A 20,881-nucleotide genomic window follows, 5' to 3' on the forward strand; every position below is an offset into this window, starting at 1 on the left:
TCCTATTTGTCGAGAATGGTCTTGCGGGCGCTGATCGTGCGGCCGCCTTCGGATGAAAAGAGATAGAGCTCGCTGGCATCGAGCTTCAGCGCCACCTTCTGCTCGGCGGCAAAGGGCGCGACGTAGCTGAGCTGCACGGTGATATTGCCGGTGCCGCTCTCCGAGGCGATGGTGCGCATGTTGCCGGCATCGACATAGAGGATGGTTTCGCGGCCGAGATGCTCGACCAGCCGCACCTCGCCTTCGATCGCCCCGCCCTGGCTGGCATCGGCGACGATCGATATCGTCTCCGGACGAATACCGAGCGTCAGGCCGGCGCCTTTTCCAAGCGCCGTCGGCTGCGCCAGCTCCACCGTTACCGGCACGAGGCCGGGCGCCGAGACGGTGATATTGCGGCCCGACACGTCGTCGACGGTCACCCCGAGGAAATTCATGCGCGGCGCGCCGAGGAAGCCGGCGACGAAAAGATTGTCGGGGTTGCGGTAAAGCTCCAGCGGCGAGCCGACCTGCTCGATGATCCCCTGGTTCAGCACGACGATGCGGCTTGCCATGGTCATGGCCTCCACCTGGTCGTGGGTGACATAGACCATGGTGGCGCCGAGTTCGGCATGCAGGCTGCTCAATTCGACCCGCATCTGGGTGCGGAGCGCCGCATCGAGGTTCGACAGCGGCTCGTCGAATAGGAAGACCTCGGGCGAGCGGGTGATCGCCCGGCCGATCGCCACGCGCTGCCGCTGGCCGCCGGATAGTTGCTTCGGGCGCTTGTCGAGCTGGTCGGTGATCCTCAAGATCTTGGCGGCGCGTGCGACGGCCGCCTCGATCTCGGCCTTCGGGCGCTTGGCCATGCGCAGGCCGAAGCCCATATTCTCCGCCACCGTCATATGCGGATAAAGCGCGTAGGACTGGAAGACCATGGCGATGCCGCGATCACCCGGCTCCTCGCTGCTGACGTCGCGGCCGTTGATCAGGATCTGGCCGGAGGAAATCTCCTCCAGGCCGGCGATCGATTTCAAAAGCGTGGATTTGCCGCAGCCCGACGGCCCGACCATGACGATGAACTCGCCTTGCGCCACGGAAAGATCGATGCCGCGCAGCGCATGATAGGCGCCGTAATTCTTGTTGATCTCACGGAGTTCGAGACTGGTCATGTCCTGGCCCTCTCTTGTTGAAATGGAAAACGCGGCACTCATCCCTTCACCGCCCCCATGGTCAGGCCGGCGATGAAGTGGCGCTGCATCAGGAAGAACATGATGACCGGCGGCACGGCGACGACGATGGTGCCTGATGAAATCAGGTTCCAGGCCGAGACCCATTCGCCGCGCAGATTGGCAAGGCCGGCGGTGACCGGCTTGACGCTGTCGCTGACGGTCAGCACCACCGCCCAGAAATAGTCGTTCCAGATGAAGGTGAAGATCAGGATGGCAAGGGCTGCCAGCGCCGGCCGCACCAGCGGGATCGCCACATGGATGAGCGTCTGGAAGGGCGACGCCCCTTCGGCGCGGGCCGCCTGGAACAATTCGTCCGGCAGGGCGGCGATGAAATTGCGCATGAACAGCGTCGCGAACCCGGTCTGGAAGGCGACATGGAAGATGATCAGCGCCGCCGTGGTGTCGATCAGGTCGAGACGCACCATCAGGTCGCGCACCGGGATCATCATGATCTGGTGCGGCAGGAAATTGCCGCCGACGAAGAGCGCGAAGATCAGCATATTGCCGGGAAAGCGATAGCGCGACAGCACGTAGCCGGCGAGCGTCGAGAGCGCCAGCACGCCGATCACCGAGGGAATGGTGATGATCAGGCTGTTGAGGAAGTAACGCGCCATCGGCGTCTGGGTGAACACCGCTGTGTAGTTGTCGATGACGCCGATGCCGGTCGGCCAGCCCCACAGATTGCCGCCCATGACATCCTCGGTCGAGCGGAAGGAGGTGAGGACGATCGCAAACAGCGGGCAGAGCCAGAGCAGCAGCACGATGACGACGGCAAGCACATAAACACGGCGCTGCCAGACGGCGGCCTCCGGAATGGGACGAGGATACATCAGCCTCCCCTCTCTTCGCTGCGGATGATGTGACTGAGATACCAGGCGATGAAGACGGCCATGATCACGAACAGCACCGAGGCGATCGCCGCGCCGTAGCCGAAGCGGTAGGAGAAGATCGACTGCTCGTACATCTGGTAGGCAAGCACCGAGGACGAGCCGAACGGCCCGCCCGAGGTCATCACCGACACCATGTCGAAGGAGCGGAGCGCGCCGACGACGGTGACGGCAATGGCGATGAAGGTGACCTGGGTCAGCTGCGGCAGCACGATGTGGCGCAGCATGTTCCAGCCCCTGGCCCCATCGACGCGGCCGGCGCCGATCAGCTCTTCGCTGAGATTGTTGAGGCCGGCGAGATAGAGCACCATGCAGAAGGTGACCTGCGGCCAGAGGGCGGCGATGACGATGGCGAAGGTGACGAAATGCTCGTCTGACAGCACCGCCGGCGCCACCGCCCCGAAGGCCTTGAAGATCAGCGCCAGCAGGCCGAACTCCGGCGTATAGACCCAGGTGAAGACGACGCCGACCGTGACCGAAGCGAGCACCAGCGGAATGAAGAACAGCGACTTTAAAAAGCGCATGCCGCGGATTTTCTGGTTGACCAGCAGCGCGATGGCAAGCCCGATCGGCGGCGCGGCCATGAACATGACCAGCCAGATCAGATTGTTCTTCAGCGACACGTAGAATTGCGGATCGTTGTAGAGTTCGACGTAGTTGCCGAGCCCGATCCACACCATCGGGCCGAAGCCGTCCCACTCGTGCAGGCTGATCCAGACGCTGCGCACCGCCGACAGCAGGATGACGGTGGAAAACAGCAGGATCGCCGGCGCGATGAGCAAAGTCGGGGTAAGCCACCAACGCTGGCGGCGCCATAATGTCTGCATCTTGAGAACCTTGTTTACGACAAGAGCGAGCGGCGGAGCCCGCTCCTCATCCGGCTATCGGCGTGGGGCTGCCCCTCATCCGGCTGCCGCCACCTTCTCCCCGCTCGCGGGGCGAAGGGACCAAGCGGCGCCCCCTCCGTCCCTCGCCAACGTCTCGCGGGGCACGTCCCCTCTCCCCGCGCGCGGGGAGAGGGTTAGGGTGAGGGGCAGCCTCAGATACGTTCCAGCCTCAAATCTTATAGATCCGCTTCCGCGTCCCCTCGAGCCGCGTGAGGATCGCCTTGCGCCGGTCGGGTTTGGCCATGAACTCCTGGAAACCCACGAGGCCGGCCTGGGCCATGTCGGGGTCGCTGTCGCGGTCGTAATATTGCGAGGTGCCCTGCACCGTCTTCATCGTCTCGACAGCGATATTGACGAGCGGATCCTTGCTCTGCGGCAGGTCGTGGCGCGGCGGCACGTTGCCGCCGGGCTCCAGATAGGCCGCCAGGTTCTCCGGCCTGTAGAAATAGGCGAGGAAGTCGCGCGCGCCCTGCTTGTTTTTCGCCTTCGCGGGAATGTGGATCGAATTGACCGAGAACTCCTCGAAATGGCCGACCTTGGCGTCCAACACCGGAAAGGTCGCGTAGCCAAGCTGCGGCAGATCCTCGGCGGTGAAGGCCGAACGCAGGAAGGCGCCGAGGTTCATCATGCCGGCCTTCTTCTGCGCCAGCAGCGCTGCGGCCTCCTGCCAGCCGAAGGAGGTATGGTTCGGGGTGAAGAAGCCCTTGGAAATCATCGCTTCCCACTGGTCGAAGACGGCGGTCAGCGACGGATCGAGATAGCTCATCTCGCCGTTCATCAGCGCCATGTGCTTGTCGAGCCCGTTGATGCGCAGGTTCATCTGATCGAACCAGCCGGCCGCCGGCCACAATTCCTTGGTGCCGATCGCAACCGGGGTGATGCCGGCCGCCTTGCACTTGTCGCCATAGGCCATGAAGTCCTCGGCGGTCTTCGGCACCGTCAGCCCATGCTCTTCGAACACATCCTTGCGGTAGAACATGCCCCAGAGCGTGCCGCCGGTGGGAAGGCCGTACTGCTTGCCGTCTTCGGTGACGGCGCCGGCCGTCGCCCCCAGCACATCCTTGTATTTTTCCTTCTCGAAGAGATCGGAAATATCGTCGAACAGGCCGCGCTTGACGAAGGCGCGCATGCGGTTGCCGGAAAACCAGGAGCAGACATCCGGCGCGCCGGCGACGAGATAATTGCGGATCGCCGTCTTGTGGGCCTCGTGATCCATATTGTTGATGACGACATTGACGCCGGCTTCCTTGCTGAAGCCTGCGGCAATCGCCTTCAGCGCATCAAGCGCTTCGCCGTTGTTTTCGGCGGAGATCATCGTGACCTCCTGCGCTTGCGCGATCGCCGGGATCGGGAAGGTGCCGGTGACGGCCGCAGCGGACACCAGGCCCGCGCCTTGCAAGAAGCGTCTGCGGGTGGTTGACGGAAATTGCTTCAAAAATGTCATTGAATTCCTCCCAGTTGATCGATCGACATCTCCCGACCGCCGCCTCCTCCATGAAACGGTCCGACCAGGCTTCAACATTGCGATCCACCCGCAATTCCAGCGATAATCCGCTTGGCTGAGTTGATCGGCGGCCGAACTTATGCATAGATCTTTTCGGCCCGCAATAATTAATTTACAAAATTAAGGAATGAATCGTGAAGTTAAAAGGCGACCAGACCACGGCGAGAGCCATGAACCGACGCCTCATTCTCAACCTTCTCCGGCGCGAGGGGCCGAGGAGCCGCGCCGATATCGCCGCCGTCATTGGCTTGAGCCCGGCCGCCGTCACCTTCGTCGTCACCGACCTTCTGGAGGAAGGCATCGTCCTCGAAGGCAAGACCGTGCCCGGCCTCACCGGCCGCCGGCCGATCCCGGTCGATATCAACTACGAACACGCGCTTGCCGTCGGCTTCAAGCTGATGGTGGATTCGGTCGAGTGCGTGGCGACCGACCTCGCCACCAACCCGGTCGCCGCCATGCGGGTCAGCCTTGCCGGCCACGATCCGGATCAGGTCGCCGACCTGCTGGCGGCGACCGTCCCGGAACTGGTGAAGCTCGCCGGCCGGCCCGACGCCAGGCTTGCCGGCATCGGCATCTCCATGCCCGGTGTGATCAATCACGAACAGACGGCCTGCGTGCGCAGCTACCGCTTCGGCTGGAACAATGTCCCTCTCGCCGCGCTGGTCGCGGCCCGAGTCCACGTGCCGGTCTGGCTGGAGGACGACACCAACGCCTATGCGATCGCCCAGCAGCTCTTCGGACTTGGCCGCCAGCACCGCAACATGGCGGTGCTGGCCGTCGGCGTCGGCATCAGCTGCGCGCTCGTCATCGACGGCAAGCTCTACCGGGGCGCCAATGGCGCGGCCGGCAAGTTCGGCCACACGCTGTTCGAAGAAGGCGGCCGGCTCTGCGAATGCGGCAAACGCGGCTGCCTGATGGCCTATCACTCGGAAATGTCGATGCTGCGGCGCTGGCGGGAGACAACCGGCCGCGGCGAGGAACTGGGCTTGCCCCAACTCTGCGAGGCGCTCGCATCCGGCGACGCCACCGCCCTCGCCCTCGTCGGAGAGTCCGGCCGCGGCATCGGCACCGCCCTTGCCAATCTCGTCAACATCACCGACCCCGAAGTCATCGTCGCCGGCGGCGAAGCCGTCTCCCTCGGCGATCCCTTCCTGACACCGCTGCGCGAAGCCCTCGCCGCCCGAACCTTCCGCACCGCCCCGCCGCTCTTGCCCGACTGGGAGGACAATTCCTGGGCCCGGGGCGCCGCCGCTCTGGTGACCCAGAAGATCTTCGACTTCGAATCGTCGGGCGGGGTGACGGATATTGCGACGCTGGGGAATGTCAGAGGCTCGACGTCGGCGGCTTGAGACGCGGGAGATAGGCCGGATTTGCCGGATAAGTCATTCCGTGCAAGCCCCCCTCTGCCCTGCCGGGCACCTCCCCCACAGGTGGGGAGATCGGCTGGGCGTAAGGTCTTCGTAAAACAACAAACGTCACGAATGCCGAACGGTAGACGGGCGGGAAGGTTTAGCCACATGCCGATCTCCCCACCTGTGGGGGAGATGGCCGGCAGGCCAGAGGGGGGCCTGCACGGCACGACAGAGAATAAAATCCCCTCAACAACCCGAGCAACCCACCGCGGCCTAGATACACTCGCTTACAAAAAGGCAGGTTTTCCGACACATCCCAGGTTCAATCATCGGCTGAAATACCCTTGCGGCCGATGAGCCGGAAAGGTCAATTCAGGAAGGATGACACGATGAAAATGATCCAGGCTATGGCCCTCGCCCTTGTTCTCGGCGCTGCCACGATAGCGCATGCGGACCAGCCGCTGCAGCGCACCGATCTCGTCCGGAGCGACATCGACGTGCCCGGCCATGAGGCCGTTCAGGTACGCGTCGATTTCGCCCCCGGCGTTCTCGCCCCCAATCATTCACATCCCGGCGAAGAGATCGCCTTCGTTCTCGATGGCACGCTGGAATACCGGCTCGAAGGCAGGGAGCCGGTGACCCTCAAGGCCGGCCAGTCCCTGTTCATTCCCTCCGGCGTGGTGCATTCGGCCAAGAACGTCGGCAGCGGCAAGGCGTCGGAGCTGGCGACCTATATCGTGCACAAGGGCGAGCCGCTGGTCGTGCCTGCCAAGTAAGGCTGCGTCAGGATTGGGGCGAGCGCGGGAAGCGCTCGCCGCCCGGACTTTAGCCCGCCCCTTGGTTTGGGTGAGGCTATTGCTGCGGCTGCGCCGGCGGCGGGGTGCCGATCTTTTCCAGCACCTTCTTGGCCAGCGCCGGGTCGCTCTGGGCGGCCGTCAGGATCGAGGAATATTCCTCGACGGAGATATCTTTGGAGGCTTCGACGGTATCGACCATCTGCTTCTTGGCTTCAGCCTGCAGCTTTTGCTTGCCGGCCTCGTCCTTCGTCGCGCCGATCTTGGCCGAATATTCCTGCCTGACCTTGTCGACCTGCAGATAGGCAACGGCAAAGGCCTCGAGTTTCTGATCGCTGACGGCGGGTGCCGCCGTGCCGCCGCTCTGGCCCTGCATCGGCGCCTGGCCCTGTGCCGGCGGCTGGGCTTGCGTCTGGGCCGTCTCCGCGGCGGATGCCGGGCTGAAAGCAAGCAGGCTGAAGACAGCCGCGGTCATCATTGCCAGGGATGTGTAACGAGTGATCATATTCGTTCCTTTTCACGTGCATGATTTGATTGGCAGCAAGCCGCCTCGGTCGATCGCCGGCCGCTGAATGGCCGGCGAGGTCGCGAACATGGAGCCCCTAAGAGGGCACGGTGCGGCGGTAACGGGGCGATTTGCTGACGATTGAGCGGCGGCTTTGTGACGCGGGCTGGCCCCGCCGCGCCGATGCCGATGGCGTACGTATCGCCTGAGGGTGGCATTCTCGCCGCAGTAAGAGGCGGAGTTGTGCAGGCTCTACGGCAATCGTATGGTTCTGCACAACGCCAAAAGGAGGAGCCGAAATGCCCATCGCCGCTTTACCTGAGCCGCCCTATTACATGGTCAGTTTTTCCTCTCAGCGAACCAAGGTCGACGATGGTTACGGCGAGATGGGATATGCGATGACGGAACTTGCAAAATTGCAGCCCGGATATCTCGGCTTCGAAAGCGTCCGTGGCGCAGACGGTTTTGGCATACTCATCTCCTATTGGAAGGATGAGGACAGCATTCGGGCCTGGAAATCAGTGGTCGACCATATCGAGGCGCAAAATCGTGGACGGTCAGATTGGTACAGCCGCTATGAGATTCGCGTTGGGCTCGTCGAACGAGCCTATGGCTTCAACCTTGAAGAGGCGTGAGGAGGCTTGGTGAAGAAATGCGGCGACGGACCCGTCCGTCAATGGATCCTTTCCTACCGAGCAAACCTCTTTGCGCCGGCGACGCACAGAATAACGGCAACCGTCACAGCCAGCATGCTCCACGTCACAGACTCATGCAGCAGCGTGGCGGCGAGCGCCAGGCCGAAAAACGGCTGGAGCAGCTGCAGCTGGCCGACGGCGGCGATGCCGCCCTGCGACAGGCCGCGATACCAGAAGATGAAGCCGATCAGCATGGAGAACAGCGAGACATAGGCAAGGCCGATCAGCGCCGGCGTTTCTATCGCCGCGAAACTCGCCGGCCGGTAAAGAAACGCCACGGCGGCCATCACCGGCAGCGACAGAACCAGCGCCCAGGAGATCACCTGCCAGCCGCCAAGGGTGCGCGAAAGCCGGCCGCCTTCGGCATAACCGAGGCCGCAGACGAGGATTGCCGCCAGCATCAGAAGGTCACCGACCGGTGATGCCGTCAGGCCCTGCATCACCGCGAAGCCCGCCACCAGCGCGCTGCCGAGAACGGAGAACAGCCAGAAGGCCGGCTTCGGCCGCTCGCCGCCGCGGATCACGCCGAAGATCGCCGTCGAGAGCGGCAGCAGGCCGATGAAGACGATGGAATGGGCCGATGTGACGTGCTGCAGCGCCAGCGCCGTCAGCAGGGGGAAACCGACCACGACACCGAGCGCGACGACGGCCAGCGAGAGAATGTCGCGCCCGCTCGGCCGCTTCTCCCGGAAAGCGATCAGCAGGCCGAGCGCGAGGATGCCGGCGATCGCCGCGCGCGCCACGGTGAGGAAAACCGGATCGAACTGCATCACGGCCACACGGGTCGCCGGCAGCGATCCGCTGAAGATCACCACCCCGATAAAACCATTGAGCCATCCCGATGCCATGCGGTCCATGATGCGTCGCACTCCTTCTTTGCTGTTTGCCGTTATCGGCCATGATGGATGGTCACGACAGTGACAGTCTGATACGATTTCGCGAAACTGTTATGGTGCAGAAAGCAGTACGGATGAACGAAGGACGCACACGGGTGGAGATGGTCGTCTCAACGATCAGGCAGCGCATTGCCGGCCGCAGCCTGACGCCCGGCGCAAGATTGCCTTCCGTCCGAGGTCTGGCCGCGACATTGAAGCTGTCAACTTCGACTGTGGTGGATGCCTATGAGCGTCTCGTCGCCGAAGGGGCGATCCTCGCAAGGCCGGGCTCGGGATTTTACGTCGCCAACCAGGCCGCCCCCTTTGCGCTCGCCGAGGCCGGGCCGAAGCTCGACCGCGCCGTCGATCCCTTCTGGATATCCCGGCAATCGCTGGAGGCTGATGAAACCGATCTGAAGCCCGGCTGCGGCTGGCTGCCGCCTTCCTGGCTGCCAGGGGAAGGCATACGCCGCGGGTTGAGAACCCTTGCCCGCGCCGATCAGCCGGCGCTTGCCGAGTACGGCTCGCCGCTCGGCCTGCCGCCATTGCGCCAGCTGATTTCGCGGCGCATGGGCGAACGCGGCATCGAAGCCTCTCCCGATCAGATCATGCTCGCCGATTCCGGCACGCAGGCGATCGATCTGCTCTGCCGCTTCCTGCTGGAACCCAGCGACACGGTGCTGGTCGACGACCCCTGCTATTTCAATTTCCATGCGCTGCTGCGCGCCCACCGCGCAAAGATCGTCGGCGTCCCCTATACGCCCTCCGGTCCCGATATCGAGCTGTTTGCCCAAGTCGTCGCCGAACATCGGCCGCGGCTCTACATCACCAACTCCGCCATCCACAATCCGACTGGTGCAACGCTTTCCCCGGTGACGGCCCATCGGCTTCTGAAACTCGCCGATCAGTTCGACCTCACCATCATCGAGGACGATATCTTCGCCGATTTCGAATATACGCCGGCGCCGCGCCTCGCCGCTTTCGACGGCCTCGATCGGGTCATCCACATCGGCAGCTTTTCGAAGACCCTGTCGGCCTCGGCCCGCTGCGGCTTCGTCGCTGCCAAACCGGAATGGATCGATGGCCTGACCGACCTCAAGATCGCCACCTCCTTCGGCGGCGGCCGGTTGACGGCGGAACTGGTGCTGAACGTCTTGAGCGACGGCAGCTATCGGAAACACACGGAAATGCTGAGACAACGGCTCTCCCGGGCGATGAGCGAGGTCTCGGCCAAGCTGAAGGGCCTGGGGATAACGCCCTGGCTGGAGCCTCAGGCCGGTATGTTCCTCTGGTGCCGCCTGCCGAACGGTATCGATGCGGCTGATGTGGCCCGCGCCGCGCTGGAAAGGAAGATCGTGCTGGCCCCCGGCAACGCTTTCAGCTTGTCACAATCGGCAACGAATTTCATGCGGTTCAATGTGTCGCAGATGTTGGATGCAAGAGTGTTCGAGGTGCTGGGGGATGTGTTGGGGAGGCAGGGGACGTGAGAGACCGAGCCAGTTGCGGCGAGCATTATTGCGGGCGCGGCATCCTCCAACCTCCCTCATCCTGAGGTGCCCCGTAGGGGCCTCGAAGGACACGCTCAACGCCGCTTCTTGCATGTATCGAACGCAGGAACACCCGCCTCGTCCTTCGAGGCCCCTACGGGGCACCTCAGGATGAGGCTCTCTTGAAGGCCGTGCACCAACCTCTCCTCCTCCGTCATTCCTGCGCTTGTCACAGGAATCCAGCGCGCCCAAGTCCTTGGGCGCAGGAGACTCTTCTTCGCGGTCGTGGTGAGTCATTCACGGCGCAGACGCGCCGTGGCTGGATTCCTGTGACAAGCGCAGGAATGACGGAGGAGAGGGTTAGGCGCTAGTCGATGCCTGGCCAGGGCCGCACGGCGCACCCTCCATCATCGCCCAAGCCCCCTCAAAACGACCGATTGACCGCCTTGTCGTTCTCCAGCCGCGTCACGCAGCCTTCGAGCTTGGCGAGCAGCAGGTCGAAATCGAGCGGTTTCGTCAGGTAGTCCGCCGCACCGGCGCGAAGGCCGGCAAGCGTGTTTTCCCGGTCGGTCAGCGCCGTCAGCAGGATGAAGGGGATGTTGGAGAGCTCGGGGTGGTTGATCTGAATTTCGGCCAGAAGCTGGTGCCCGTCCATGACCGGCATGGAAATATCGCTGATGACGATGTCGGGCCATTTCGACAGGATCATTTCCAGCCCTTCGGCGCCATTCGAGGCCTCGAGCGTCCTGTAGCCGGCTTCGGTCAACTCTTCGACAAGGAGGTTCCGGATCTCGACTTCATCTTCTATGCACAGGACTGTAACCATAAGCTTTTCCCTAAGCTGCGACGTGTTGATCCGACAATAGAGACCCTATTGGCAGGCGAATGATAAATGTTGTGCCCTTGCCGAGCTCGCTCGTCACCTCGACGGTGCCGCCATGCAGTTCGACGACCTGCTTGACGACGTTGAGCCCGATACCGGTTCCGGCAATGCCCGTCGCGCTGCGGGCGCGGTAATAGGGCTGAAACAGCTTCGGCAGATCATCCGCATCCATGCCGATGCCGCTGTCGATGATGGCGATCTCCAGCGTCTTTTCATCAACCCGGGCGCGAACATGGATATCGGGTGCATTGGGCGAATATTTGACGGCGTTCGAAATCAGGTTGGTGAAGACCTGCTCCATCGCGCTGCGGTCGAACGTCAAACCCTCGGGTATGGGCTCGAGATCGAGATGGAACAGATGCGAGCGGCTGAGGTGGCGCTGCCTGTCGCAGCAGGTGACGAGCAAGGCTTTCAGATCGCCCTCGCTCCGCTTCAGTGTAATCTGTCCGGTTTCGAGCCGGCCACTGGCGAGGATGCTCTCCATCAGATCGACCATGCGTACCACCGCGCTGCGGATCACGCCGGCTTTTTCGTGAACGTAATCGCCGCTGACATTGGTGGTCGAGCGGCAGAGCCGCTGGGCCGCGGCGTCGATGATTGCGAGCGGCGTGCGAAACTCGTGCGACGCCATGGCGACGAACTGGCGCTGGAGCGCATTCACCTGGCGCTCGTGCACGAGCAGCCGGTCCAGCTCCTCCCTCTGCCGTTCGATTTCGGCCGTTCGATCGGCCACCATCTCTTCCAGGTGGTTGCGGTGGTGGGTGAGCTCAGCCTGGCTGTCCAGCAGGGTCAGCGAGGTCCGATGCAGACCGCGTCCGAGCCAGAAGACGACAGCGATCAGCAGTGCCAGGCAGCCAAGCCCGGCCGGCGCGATCTGTTGAAAGAGCATGAATCCGGGCAGGATCGGCGGCCATACGAGATAACCGATCGTGCCGCCGTCATGGGACAAGACCGGCACTTGGACCCGTTCGTCATTGCTTTTCGACGCGAAATGCAGCCCTTCGAGGCGCGCATAATGGGCGATGCTTTCGGCGGCTTTTCCATCGATGAACTTGACCGAGATGGCGATGAACTCCTGGCCGGCCTCGATCTGCATTCTGGCCGAGCTCGGCAGAATGGGCCGCGCGCTTGCGATCGCCGGCCGATTGCCAATCATGATCGTGCGAACCGTCGCCAGCTGACCAAGCGGTTTGGTGCCGGGCTTTGCCGCCTGCTCGACGAGAACCGCGCGCATCTCTCCGGCAAGCGTGGTCATTTCTTGGCCGTCGTCGCTGCCAAGCCGCGGCGGCATGGCATCCGCGCCGTCGCGGAACGCAAACATCAGGCGATTAGTATCGTCGAAGATATAGGTCCTGTCGTGCCCGAAATACTGGCTCGTCCACCGGCCGATATTGTCGAGCAGCCATTCATGGTTCCGCTGCTTGGCATAAAGGAAGGCGTCGTCCCATTTGGCAACGCTTTCCTGTTCCCGGGGAAGCGCCGCGATCTGTTCTTCCAGTCCCTGCCGGACAAAATCGGCCTGCCGGCGGAGCGAGAGATCATCGACCTTTATGGCGGCGAGCCACGCAAATCCGCACAGCAACACAGCCGCCGCACAGGTGAGTGTCACCAAGACGAATGTAATGTGGGATGTTAGCCTGACCTTCAATATCTGCAACCTTTTGACGGCGCCTGCTGCCGAGAAATTGACACGCAAAGGTTGACGGACCGTGAATTATGCGCTCCCCTGCGCCCCGCGACATGTCTCCACAGGCATTCGCGATATTCGAAGGAGAAGCGCATGGACGCCACCGCGTCGGATATGTCAGGCATCAGGATCGAACCGATTTGCTGCCGCGCACATCGACAGCTTTCATCGCGCGCTCGACGTTGTCGCGCGGGAGAAAAAATACCTGTCCATGCTTGAGGCAACGCCGCTGCCGGATACGCGCGCCTTCGTGATGGGCATGATTGCAAAAGCCAATCCGCAATTCGTTGCTATCGCGCAAGACGAGGTCGTCGGCTGGTGCGACATCGACCGGCATTTCTTCCCGTCGCACGCCCATCGCGGCAAGCTCGGAATGGGGATCCTTCCGGCCTATCGCGGCCAGGGGCTCGGACAAAAACTCATCGAGACGACATTGAGAGCCGCGCAGGAGGCCGGCTTTCTCCGGGTCGAACTCGATGTTTACCAGGACAATCACCGGGCGATCGCCCTCTATGAAAAAATGGGGTTCGTGCGCGAGGGCATAATCTGGCGCGCCGCGCGTATCGACGGCCGGTTCATCGATGCGATCGGCATGGCGCTTTTGTTCGATGAGGATGGGCCTGCGTAGGCGATGAGGATGCGGCGCTTAATAGCGGACCCAGGAGGATGCGCGCAGCCTCCAATCGAGCCGCATCCTTAGGTGCCCCGCAGGGCCTCGATGGACGAGGCGAGCGTGCAGACGTCAGATGGATGCAAGAAGCAGCCTTGCGGCGCGTGCTTCGAGGCTCCGCCCTATGGGCTACGCGCCTCAGCATGAGGGGCGTTGGAGGATGCCGCGCGTGCAATCGCGGGCGTTGGGGGATGCCGCCGCCCAATAGCAGGCGGTGGATTTTGCTCCGGCTACTGTTTCGCCACCGTCTCGCGTCAGCGCCCAAGAGAGCCTCATCCTGAGGTGCCCCGAAGGGGCCTCGAAGGACGAGGCGGGTGTGCCAACGTGGGATGTTGAACGATGCAAGAAGCACCGTTGCGGCACTGCTTCGAGGCTCCGCCCTGCGGGCTGCGCACCTCAGCATGAGGAGCGCTGGTGGGGGCCGCACTCTCTCCATAAGAGGCTCTTCCGCCTCACCCCGGCCGGCGCACCGCGCGGATCTTCCCGCTGCCGCCGCCTCCGCAGAAGAAGCAGTCGCCGCCGTCGGACTCGAGGCCGGAGACGCCGGTGCCTTCGGGCATGTCGAGCCGCTCCAGCACCTCTCCGGTTTCCGGATTGATGCGCCTGACGTCGCTGTCGTCGCCCTCCCAGGTGCCGTGCCAGAGCTGGCCGTCGACCCAGGTCACGCCGGTGACGACGCGGTTGGATTCGATGGTGCGGAGGATCTTGCCGGTTTCGGGATCGATCTGATGGATCCTGCGGCCGCGATGCTGGCCAACCCAGAGCGTGCCCTCGGCCCAGGCGAGGCCGGAATCGCCGCCATTGCCGGGTGCCGGGATGGTGGAAAGGATATGGCCGGTCTTCGGGTCGATCTTGTGAATGACGTCCTCGGCGATCTGATAAAGGAACTCTCCGTCGAAAGCGGTCCCGGCATGCGAGGCGACCTCGATGGAGCGCACCACCTCGCCGCTTGCGGGATCGAGCGCGTTCAGTTTGTCGCCCGAAGCGAACCAGACGTGCTCGCCGTCGAAGGTGACGCCGTTGACGCGCTCAGCGCCGAGAAAAGGCCCATATTCACGCAGGATATTCGCAGCTGATTTTTTCATCTCTTCCTTCCCGATCACTCCGGTTCTTTATAACTCGAGCGATCCTAATCGCTCGGCAGCGGCCCGGGGAGTAACAAGATCGTCGGGAAACCAGGCAGCGGCGCGCTCATCCAGCGCCGTGCCCGCCCGCGCCCCAGCGATTGGACCTTGCCTTCACCGGCCAGCGAATCCAGCGCCCGCTGCACGGTGCGGGGGCTGGCCGCGAGCGCAATCGCCAGCGCCGAACTCGACCACGCCTCCCCATCGGCCAGAAACGCGAGCACCGCACCATGCGCCCCTTCGACGAGGGGCGCCAGCACGGCAATCTCCCGGGCACCGCGCGGGGAAAGCGCAAAACCGCGCTTTGTCGCCGAAACCTCCGCCAGTCCCCGCAGTTCAGCGCGCAGCCGGCCGATCTCGACCCGCAGCCGGGCGCGATGCGATTCATCGGCATGTTTGCCGCGGAAGGCGCGGGCAATCAGCGTACCCCTTGCCACATCCCCCGGCCAGGCTTCGGCGAGTGTGCGGGCAAGTGCAAACAGCACCGGCCGAGTCGCGAGCGAGACGGCAGTGCCCGCATTCCACACCACATGGCGGCAGGCATCGACGACGAGGGTGCTGGAGGAAAGCAGCGCTTCCACCTCGGTCAGCAACAGCGGGTGCTCCCGTCCGTGCGAGATCAGCCGCGCCGCCGGGGTGTCGAGCACCAGCGCGGCGGTTTCGACCTCCGCCGTCAAAGCGGGGATCGCGGCCGCGCGCGCCGAAAGCCTTGCCCGGTCGAGGGCGGCGCGAGCTGCCTGCGTCTGCAGGCGCCGAACGGCGATGCCGGCCGCCACCAGTTCGTGGGCAGTCCGCAGCGCCGGCGGCAGCGGCGCCGGATCGAGTGCTGCGAGCGCACGCTCTGCCTCGTCGAGGCGGCCGATCAGCACCAGCCTGCGAATGGCGACATTGCCCGCATGGGCGGCATTGACCCTGTCGCCATGCGCTTCCAGCACCCTGCGCGCCGATTCCAACGCCTTCGGCGGCCAGATGAGATCGCGTGAGACAAGCGCGATCTCGGCCTCGGCGACCACGCATCGCGCCCGCGCCACCGCCTCCCGCGGTCCGAAGGCGCGCGCCGCACTCTTCAATAGCGCCTTGGCGCGGACGAGGTCACCGAGTTGAGCCATCGCAATGCCGCGCAACGCCAGCGCCGGTGCGTCGTCGCGCAGCGCCACCCGCTTCAGCGCGCCAAGCGCATCACCCGATGCCAGCGCCCTCGCGGCGGCTGTGATCAGCGAGTCCATTCAAATCCCGTCACACTTGTCACTCCCGCCATTTCGCTGCCCGGCCGTAATCTGCTTGGGACCGGCAGGCAACACGCGCCGGATGCTACGACGATAGACAGGCAAAGGAGAAGACCCCATGACGGCACAGCTCAACGCAACACGCCAGCAATGGCTGGCAGCAAGGCTCGATCTGCTCGAGGAGGAGAAGGAATTGACGCGGCGGAGCGACGCGCTGGCGGTCAAGCGCCAGCAATTGCCGCGTGTTGGGATTGATAAGGAATACCGCTTCGACACCGAAGGCGGCAACCTCTCGCTGAAGGATCTCTTCGGCGGCCGTTCGCAGCTGCTCGTCTATCACTTCATGTTCGGGCCTGATTATACCGCCGGATGCCCGTCCTGCTCCTCGATTGCCGACGGTTTCAATGGCGTCTTCGTCCATCTCGAAAACCACGACGTCGCCTTTTGGGCGGTGTCGCGGGCGCCGCTGACAAAGCTTCAGGCATTCAAGCAGCGCATGGGCTGGAGCTTCCCCTGGGCCTCGTCCTTCGGCAGCGATTTCAACGGCGATTTCAGCGTCTGGTTCAGTGCCGAAGATCAGCGCCGGGGCGATATAGAATACAACTACCGGCTTGAGCCGCCGGCCCCCGAACCGCTCGCCGGCCAAACCGTGCAGCAATGGCAGCAGCCTGACGGAGAAGGCCCGGTTGCCCAAATCGCCGCCATGACCGGCACCGATGTCATGACCTACACCCGCGACCGGCCGGGAGTCAGTGCCTTCGAACTCGTCGACGGTGCGGTCTATCACAGCTATTCCAGCTATGCCCGCGGCCTGGATGGACTTTGGGGCATGTATCAATGGCTCGACCGCGCGCCCAAGGGCCGCAACGAAACCGGCATCTGGTGGCGCCATCACGACCGCTACGGCAAGGAGTAACGGCGATGCTGTTTTCCGCCGACACAGCAAAGAGAGACGACGGCAACGCGTCTCTCAACGCCGCCGAATGGCTGTCGCTGGCAGCCGCCGACGACGGTTCAACTGGCAACCCGAGCGGGAGGTTGAACAATCAGGCCGGCTGCATCGCCACCCATACCGCCGACCGGCTATCCCTCGCCGCCGCCCCGACATTCGCGCTCATGGCGCTGCTGACGGCCACCACCGGCAGCGCCGACATGATCTGCACCACGACGCCAAATGCATTCCCGATCGGCGGAATGGTCCCGATGTACCTGCTGATGAGCGGCTTCCACCTTGCGCCCTGGCTGCGCCTCGCCGCCGGCTGGCGAGGCACGGGCCAAAGGTGACGGTGCCAACGTCGCGACACCTCCGGTCCGTCATTCCTGTTCGCGGGCTTTAACCCGACGGATGTCACAGGAATGACGGAGATTGGGTTGCGTTCTCGCCAAACCTTCTGCTGGCGGGCCGATAAATCCCTCGTTTCGCATTGCTCCACTCCGCCGTCTCTGGCTTTACACCCTTACGGACGTGAGCAGGTTCATGCCCTCACCTCGATAAAGTCGATCGGCCCGCCGGCAACCTCATCGTCGAACACGGCACAGGAAAGCTTGCCGCCGAAGACGCAGCCGCTGTCGATGTTGGTGCGGTTTCCTGTCGTCACCGGGTTGGACAGTGAGGGAGTATGGCCGTGGACCAGATGTTTGCCCCAATAGTCGCTGGATTGACCGGGAGGGAACCGCAGCCAGAGAAGATCGCGCTTGGTCTGCCGTTCCAGCGGAAATTCCGGAACAACGCCGGCATGGACAAAGATGCGATATCGATCCACATGCATAAGCGGACGATCGCCAGCCCATTGCAAATGCTGAGGCAGAACCCTGCCATCATAGGACATTTCGGTTTCAAGCCCGCCATTGCTGATCCATACGGCTCTGTCGTCGCTGTCGGCATAGGCAGCGACCATCATGTCCTCATGATTGCCTTTCAAGCAGATCCAGCGCCACGGGCCGGGCGGACCGGCAATGAGCCGGTCGAGGACACGTCTGCTGTCAGGCCCGCGATCGATATAGTCGCCAAGGAAAACGACTGTACCTTCAGACGCATAAGCCTCCATGCGATCGATCATGCTGTTCAGTGGATCGATACAGCCGTGGATATCACCGATGGCGAACGTGTAGCGCATGTTCCAAGCCCCTCGGCTGCAATGTGACGGTCCGCGAGAGAAGGCGCGCAAAGGCATGGCACGGAGGCTCACGCCCCTTCGCCGTCTGCCGCATCATAACAAACGCAAACCCCGCCGCCATCGCGAAAACCGACTCTGACTCAGGCATTTACCGTGATTGCCTCTCCTTCCGCTTGAGCAGCATCGCGTCGAGACGCGACCTATTTCACTCCTCGACAAAAATCCGCTGGATCATCTCCCAGCTTGCAGCGTCCGGCGCCAGCAACAACCTTCCCCTCGCCATCGCCGGGCGATAGGCTTCGCCGGTGAGCAGCGCGCCATAGCCGCCAGCTTCGCAGTGGATCAGGACGCCGGCGGCGTGGTCCCAGGGTTTGAGCTCGGCGTTCAGAGAAAAGCTCATCGCGCCTGATGCCATCGCCCGGTACTCATAGGCCGAGCAGCGCCATGTGGTGGTGCGGGCAAAGCGCAGCAGGGCCTGCGCATAGGCCGGCTGATCCTCGGCGGGAAACATGTGCAGCGGCACGAAGCCGTGCATCTCACCGACGGGTGACGGCGGCGCGACCGCAAGACGGGTCTCTGTACCGTCCCGGGCAATGTGCCAGGCCCCTCGCCCTGGCCGGGCGGCGAGGAAATCGCCGGTCACGGGATAGTGGATCAGCCCCGCCACGGTTTCCCCGCCCGAGACGACCGCCACGATCATGCCGAAGAGCGGCAGGCCGTGGGCGAAATTCCAGGTGCCGTCGACAGGATCGATGATGACGGCGAGATCGGCATCAGCGAGCCGCGCCAGAATGGCGGGATCGACAGAAACCGCCTCTTCACCGATGGGCAGCGCTTGTGGAAAGCGCGCCGAAAGCGCCTCGGCGAGCCGCCGTTCGGCGCCGAGATCGGCATCGGTCACCAGATCGTCGGGCGCGGTCTTGGTGCGGATCCCCTCGGCAGTGACGCCGAGGAAGCGGGGCAGGATTTCCCCCTCCGCCGCCCGTCGCATATCCTCCATCAGCGCGCGGAGGAGCGCATCGGAAATCTCCCTCACCTCTGGCGCGCCTCGATATAGGCCTTGAGCGCGGCCGGCTGGTCGGTCTGGATGACGCTGATGCCTGATGCCATCATCCGGCCCCAGATCGCATCCGGATCGGCAAGCGCTGCTCTGTCCGTGAGGCCGCAGCAGGAGACGGGATCGAGCGAGTTGACCCAGAGCGAGATGCCGGCCTCGCGCAGGCGCTGGTGCTGGCCGGCCAGCGTCTCCAGCCGGTCGAACTTGGCTTCGCACATGAAAGGTTTTATCGAGAGGACCGTCTCGGCGGTCTGGTCGGCGCTGTCGGCCCGGAAGAAGGCCTGACCCATGAAGGGAATGCCGTCGATGCCGCTTTGCCGGGCGAGCCAGGCGAGCGCCTCCGGCGTATCGGCCCGGGCCTTGAGATCGACCTGGTCTTCCATGCCCATGTCCTTGACCTTGGCGGCGACGGTGCTCATCAATTCAAGGTGCTTGATATCGAGATCGACGAAGATGCGGCCGCGCACGGTTTCGAGCACCTGTTCCAGCGTCGGAACGGTCTCCGTCGTAAACGGCTGGTCCGGCCCGCCATCGGCCATGCGCAGCCTGAGACTGGTGATCTCGGCGATCGTCATTTCCTCGGGGATACGGTCGACGCCGGCCATCCGCTCCAGCGTATCGTCATGCAGTATGAACAGCACGCCGTCAGCGCTCTGGCGGATGTCCACTTCGACGATGTCGTAGCCGCCGGCAATCGCGTTCTCGATGGCGGCAAGGCTGTTTTCGGGAGCCTGATGCCAGGCGCCGCGATGGGCGGCGATGGCACAGGGACGCGATGGGTCGGCAATGTGGTCGATGTATTTCATGGGATTTCCTTCAATTCGCGCCGAATGCGCTTGGTATGGCCCTGCCGCTCGCCGGATCGAAAAGATGCAGGCGGGAGTCCGGGAAATGGAGGGAGAGCTGGCCGTGGTCGGAAACGTCGGCGCCGAAGGGTGTGGCGATCCTGACGATGGCGCCCGCAAGCTCGGCGGCGAGCACCGCATGCGAGCCGAGATCCTCGCGGAAACGCAAAGTGGATGTGAGCTTATGTCCGTCTGCCTTGGCGTCGAGAAGGACTTCTTCCGGCCGGATACCGAGCTGATAGGCGCCGGTGAGCCGCGCCTCAGCCACCACTTGCCCGTCGGCGAGCCTGAGGACCGCGCCATCTCCGGTGACAGGCAGGATGTTCATCGGCGGCGCGCCGATGAATTTCGCGACGAAGACCGAGGCCGGATGATGATAGATCGCCTTCGGCGTATCGAATTGCTCGATCCGGCCCTTGTTGAGGATCAGGATACGGTCGGCGAGCGTCATCGCCTCCACCTGGTCATGGGTGACGAAGACGGTGGTGGCGCCGATGCGCCGGTGGAGTTCGGCAAGCTCGACGCGCATGTCGTGTCGCAGCTGCGCATCGAGATTGGAGAGCGGCTCGTCGAACAGGAGCACGCCGGGCTCGCGCACGATGGCCCGGCCGATCGCCACGCGCTGGCGCTGGCCGCCGGAGAGTTGCCCCGGCTTGCGGGCGAGATAATCGGAAAGCCCGAGCATCTTCGCCACCGCGCCGACCCGCTCGATACGCTCCGCCTTTGCCATGCCAGATACTTTGAGGCTGTAGGCGATATTGTCGAAGACGCTCATATGCGGATAGAGCGCGTAGTTCTGGAACACCATGGCGCAGCCGCGGTGTTTCGGCTCCAGATCCTGCACCTCGCGGTCGCCGAAGGCGATCGCTCCGCCGCTGACCCGCTCGAGGCCTGCAATCATCTGCAGCAGTGTGGACTTGCCGCAGCCGGAAGGGCCGAGCACGACGGTAAATTCGCCGGCGCCGAGTTCGACATCCATCGGCGGAATGACTGTGGTATCGGAGTCATAGGCCTTGGTGACGCCTGAAAGCGTGATGTTGGCGGCAGCGGCGCGGATGGCCATGTCGATCGCGGTCAT

20 protein-coding genes and 1 pseudogene are annotated in these 20,881 nt (G+C 63.6%); 7 read left to right on the forward strand and 14 right to left on the reverse strand.

The features are described from left to right. Positions 1-2: 2 nt before the first annotated feature. The 4 genes from CO657_RS12175 to CO657_RS12190 form a co-directional block, all read right to left on the reverse strand. Entirely contained in the window at positions 3-1,148 is a 1,146-nt protein-coding gene (locus CO657_RS12175) for an ABC transporter ATP-binding protein (RefSeq protein WP_054183475.1), read from the reverse strand. 38 nt (positions 1,149-1,186) lie between these two features. Beyond that, complete coding sequence (locus tag CO657_RS12180; protein ID WP_054183358.1) at positions 1,187-2,038, reverse strand: carbohydrate ABC transporter permease; 852 nt, start codon at positions 2,036-2,038, stop codon at positions 1,187-1,189. Then, positions 2,038-2,922 (reverse strand): carbohydrate ABC transporter permease, encoded by an 885-nt coding sequence (locus tag CO657_RS12185; RefSeq protein WP_003593653.1) that lies wholly within the window; start codon positions 2,920-2,922, stop codon positions 2,038-2,040. Before CO657_RS12185 ends, CO657_RS12180 begins: the two co-directional genes overlap by 1 nt. A 229-nt stretch (positions 2,923-3,151) precedes the next feature. Beyond that, positions 3,152-4,426 carry an ABC transporter substrate-binding protein gene (locus tag CO657_RS12190; RefSeq protein ID WP_054183357.1) on the reverse strand — a complete coding sequence of 425 codons (1,275 nt, stop codon included), beginning with the start codon at positions 4,424-4,426 and terminating at the stop codon, positions 3,152-3,154. 194 nt (positions 4,427-4,620) lie between these two features. Between CO657_RS12190 and CO657_RS12195 the strand changes: the two genes are divergently transcribed. Together CO657_RS12195 and CO657_RS12205 are read left to right on the forward strand one after the other, a co-directional pair. Further along, the gene (locus CO657_RS12195) at positions 4,621-5,835 is read left to right on the forward strand and encodes an ROK family protein (RefSeq protein WP_054183356.1); all 1,215 of its coding nucleotides are present in this window, start codon (positions 4,621-4,623) and stop codon (positions 5,833-5,835) included. Positions 5,836-6,227: 392 nt separating this feature from the next. Next, entirely contained in the window at positions 6,228-6,614 is a 387-nt protein-coding gene (locus CO657_RS12205) for a cupin domain-containing protein (protein WP_054183355.1), read from the forward strand. 76 nt (positions 6,615-6,690) lie between these two features. Here the strand turns inward: CO657_RS12205 and CO657_RS12210 are convergent, their stop codons facing one another. Further along, entirely contained in the window at positions 6,691-7,137 is a 447-nt protein-coding gene (locus CO657_RS12210; protein WP_012558142.1) for a DUF4168 domain-containing protein, read from the reverse strand. A 299-nt stretch (positions 7,138-7,436) separates the two neighbouring features. Between CO657_RS12210 and CO657_RS12215 the strand changes: the two genes are divergently transcribed. Then, positions 7,437-7,772, forward strand: coding sequence for an antibiotic biosynthesis monooxygenase family protein (locus CO657_RS12215; RefSeq protein ID WP_054183354.1), 336 nt, complete (start codon positions 7,437-7,439; stop codon positions 7,770-7,772). A gap of 53 nt (positions 7,773-7,825) precedes the next feature. On the opposite strand, the gene CO657_RS12220 is transcribed toward CO657_RS12215, so the two are convergent. Further along, positions 7,826-8,689: a DMT family transporter gene (locus CO657_RS12220; protein WP_054183353.1), complete on the reverse strand. Its 864-nt coding sequence runs from the start codon at positions 8,687-8,689 to the stop codon at positions 7,826-7,828. Between the two features lie 92 nt (positions 8,690-8,781). Here CO657_RS12220 and CO657_RS12225 point away from each other — a divergent pair, with 92 nt between their 5' ends. Beyond that, entirely contained in the window at positions 8,782-10,194 is a 1,413-nt protein-coding gene (locus CO657_RS12225; protein WP_012558145.1) for an aminotransferase-like domain-containing protein, read from the forward strand. 424 nt (positions 10,195-10,618) lie between these two features. On the opposite strand, the gene CO657_RS12230 is transcribed toward CO657_RS12225, so the two are convergent. Both CO657_RS12230 and CO657_RS12235 read right to left on the reverse strand, forming a co-directional pair. Next, positions 10,619-11,020 (reverse strand): response regulator, encoded by a 402-nt coding sequence (locus CO657_RS12230; RefSeq protein WP_003593640.1) that lies wholly within the window; start codon positions 11,018-11,020, stop codon positions 10,619-10,621. A gap of 10 nt (positions 11,021-11,030) precedes the next feature. Beyond that, the gene (locus CO657_RS12235; RefSeq protein WP_054183352.1) at positions 11,031-12,773 is read right to left on the reverse strand and encodes a sensor histidine kinase; all 1,743 of its coding nucleotides are present in this window, start codon (positions 12,771-12,773) and stop codon (positions 11,031-11,033) included. Positions 12,774-12,857: 84 nt separating this feature from the next. Here CO657_RS12235 and CO657_RS12240 point away from each other — a divergent pair. After that, a pseudogene (locus tag CO657_RS12240) lies at positions 12,858-13,392 on the forward strand (N-acetyltransferase family protein). Positions 13,393-13,886: 494 nt separating this feature from the next. Here the strand turns inward: CO657_RS12240 and CO657_RS12245 are convergent. Both CO657_RS12245 and CO657_RS12250 read right to left on the reverse strand, forming a co-directional pair. After that, positions 13,887-14,519: a Vgb family protein gene (locus CO657_RS12245; protein ID WP_054183351.1), complete on the reverse strand. Its 633-nt coding sequence runs from the start codon at positions 14,517-14,519 to the stop codon at positions 13,887-13,889. Between the two features lie 44 nt (positions 14,520-14,563). Then, the gene (locus tag CO657_RS12250) at positions 14,564-15,784 is read right to left on the reverse strand and encodes a hypothetical protein (RefSeq protein WP_054183350.1); all 1,221 of its coding nucleotides are present in this window, start codon (positions 15,782-15,784) and stop codon (positions 14,564-14,566) included. A 118-nt stretch (positions 15,785-15,902) separates the two neighbouring features. Here CO657_RS12250 and CO657_RS12255 point away from each other — a divergent pair, with 118 nt between their 5' ends. Together CO657_RS12255 and CO657_RS12260 are read left to right on the forward strand one after the other, a co-directional pair. Beyond that, positions 15,903-16,700 carry a DUF899 domain-containing protein gene (locus tag CO657_RS12255; protein ID WP_054183349.1) on the forward strand — a complete coding sequence of 266 codons (798 nt, stop codon included), beginning with the start codon at positions 15,903-15,905 and terminating at the stop codon, positions 16,698-16,700. 5 nt (positions 16,701-16,705) lie between these two features. Then, on the forward strand, positions 16,706-17,068 hold the full coding sequence (locus tag CO657_RS12260; RefSeq protein WP_054183348.1) for a hypothetical protein: 363 nt from the start codon (positions 16,706-16,708) through the stop codon (positions 17,066-17,068). 191 nt (positions 17,069-17,259) lie between these two features. Here the strand turns inward: CO657_RS12260 and CO657_RS12265 are convergent, their stop codons facing one another. From CO657_RS12265 to CO657_RS12280, 4 genes are all read right to left on the reverse strand, one after another. Next, the gene (locus CO657_RS12265) at positions 17,260-17,901 is read right to left on the reverse strand and encodes a metallophosphoesterase family protein (protein ID WP_012558154.1); all 642 of its coding nucleotides are present in this window, start codon (positions 17,899-17,901) and stop codon (positions 17,260-17,262) included. 205 nt (positions 17,902-18,106) lie between these two features. Further along, positions 18,107-18,937 (reverse strand): inositol monophosphatase family protein, encoded by an 831-nt coding sequence (locus CO657_RS12270; protein WP_054183347.1) that lies wholly within the window; start codon positions 18,935-18,937, stop codon positions 18,107-18,109. Continuing rightward, positions 18,934-19,764 (reverse strand): glycerophosphodiester phosphodiesterase family protein, encoded by an 831-nt coding sequence (locus CO657_RS12275; protein ID WP_054183346.1) that lies wholly within the window; start codon positions 19,762-19,764, stop codon positions 18,934-18,936. Before CO657_RS12275 ends, CO657_RS12270 begins: the two co-directional genes overlap by 4 nt. 10 nt (positions 19,765-19,774) lie before the next feature. Next, entirely contained in the window at positions 19,775-20,881 is a 1,107-nt protein-coding gene (locus CO657_RS12280; RefSeq protein WP_054183345.1) for an ABC transporter ATP-binding protein, read from the reverse strand.

Source organism: Rhizobium acidisoli (assembly GCF_002531755.2).
GTDB lineage: Bacteria > Pseudomonadota > Alphaproteobacteria > Rhizobiales > Rhizobiaceae > Rhizobium > Rhizobium acidisoli.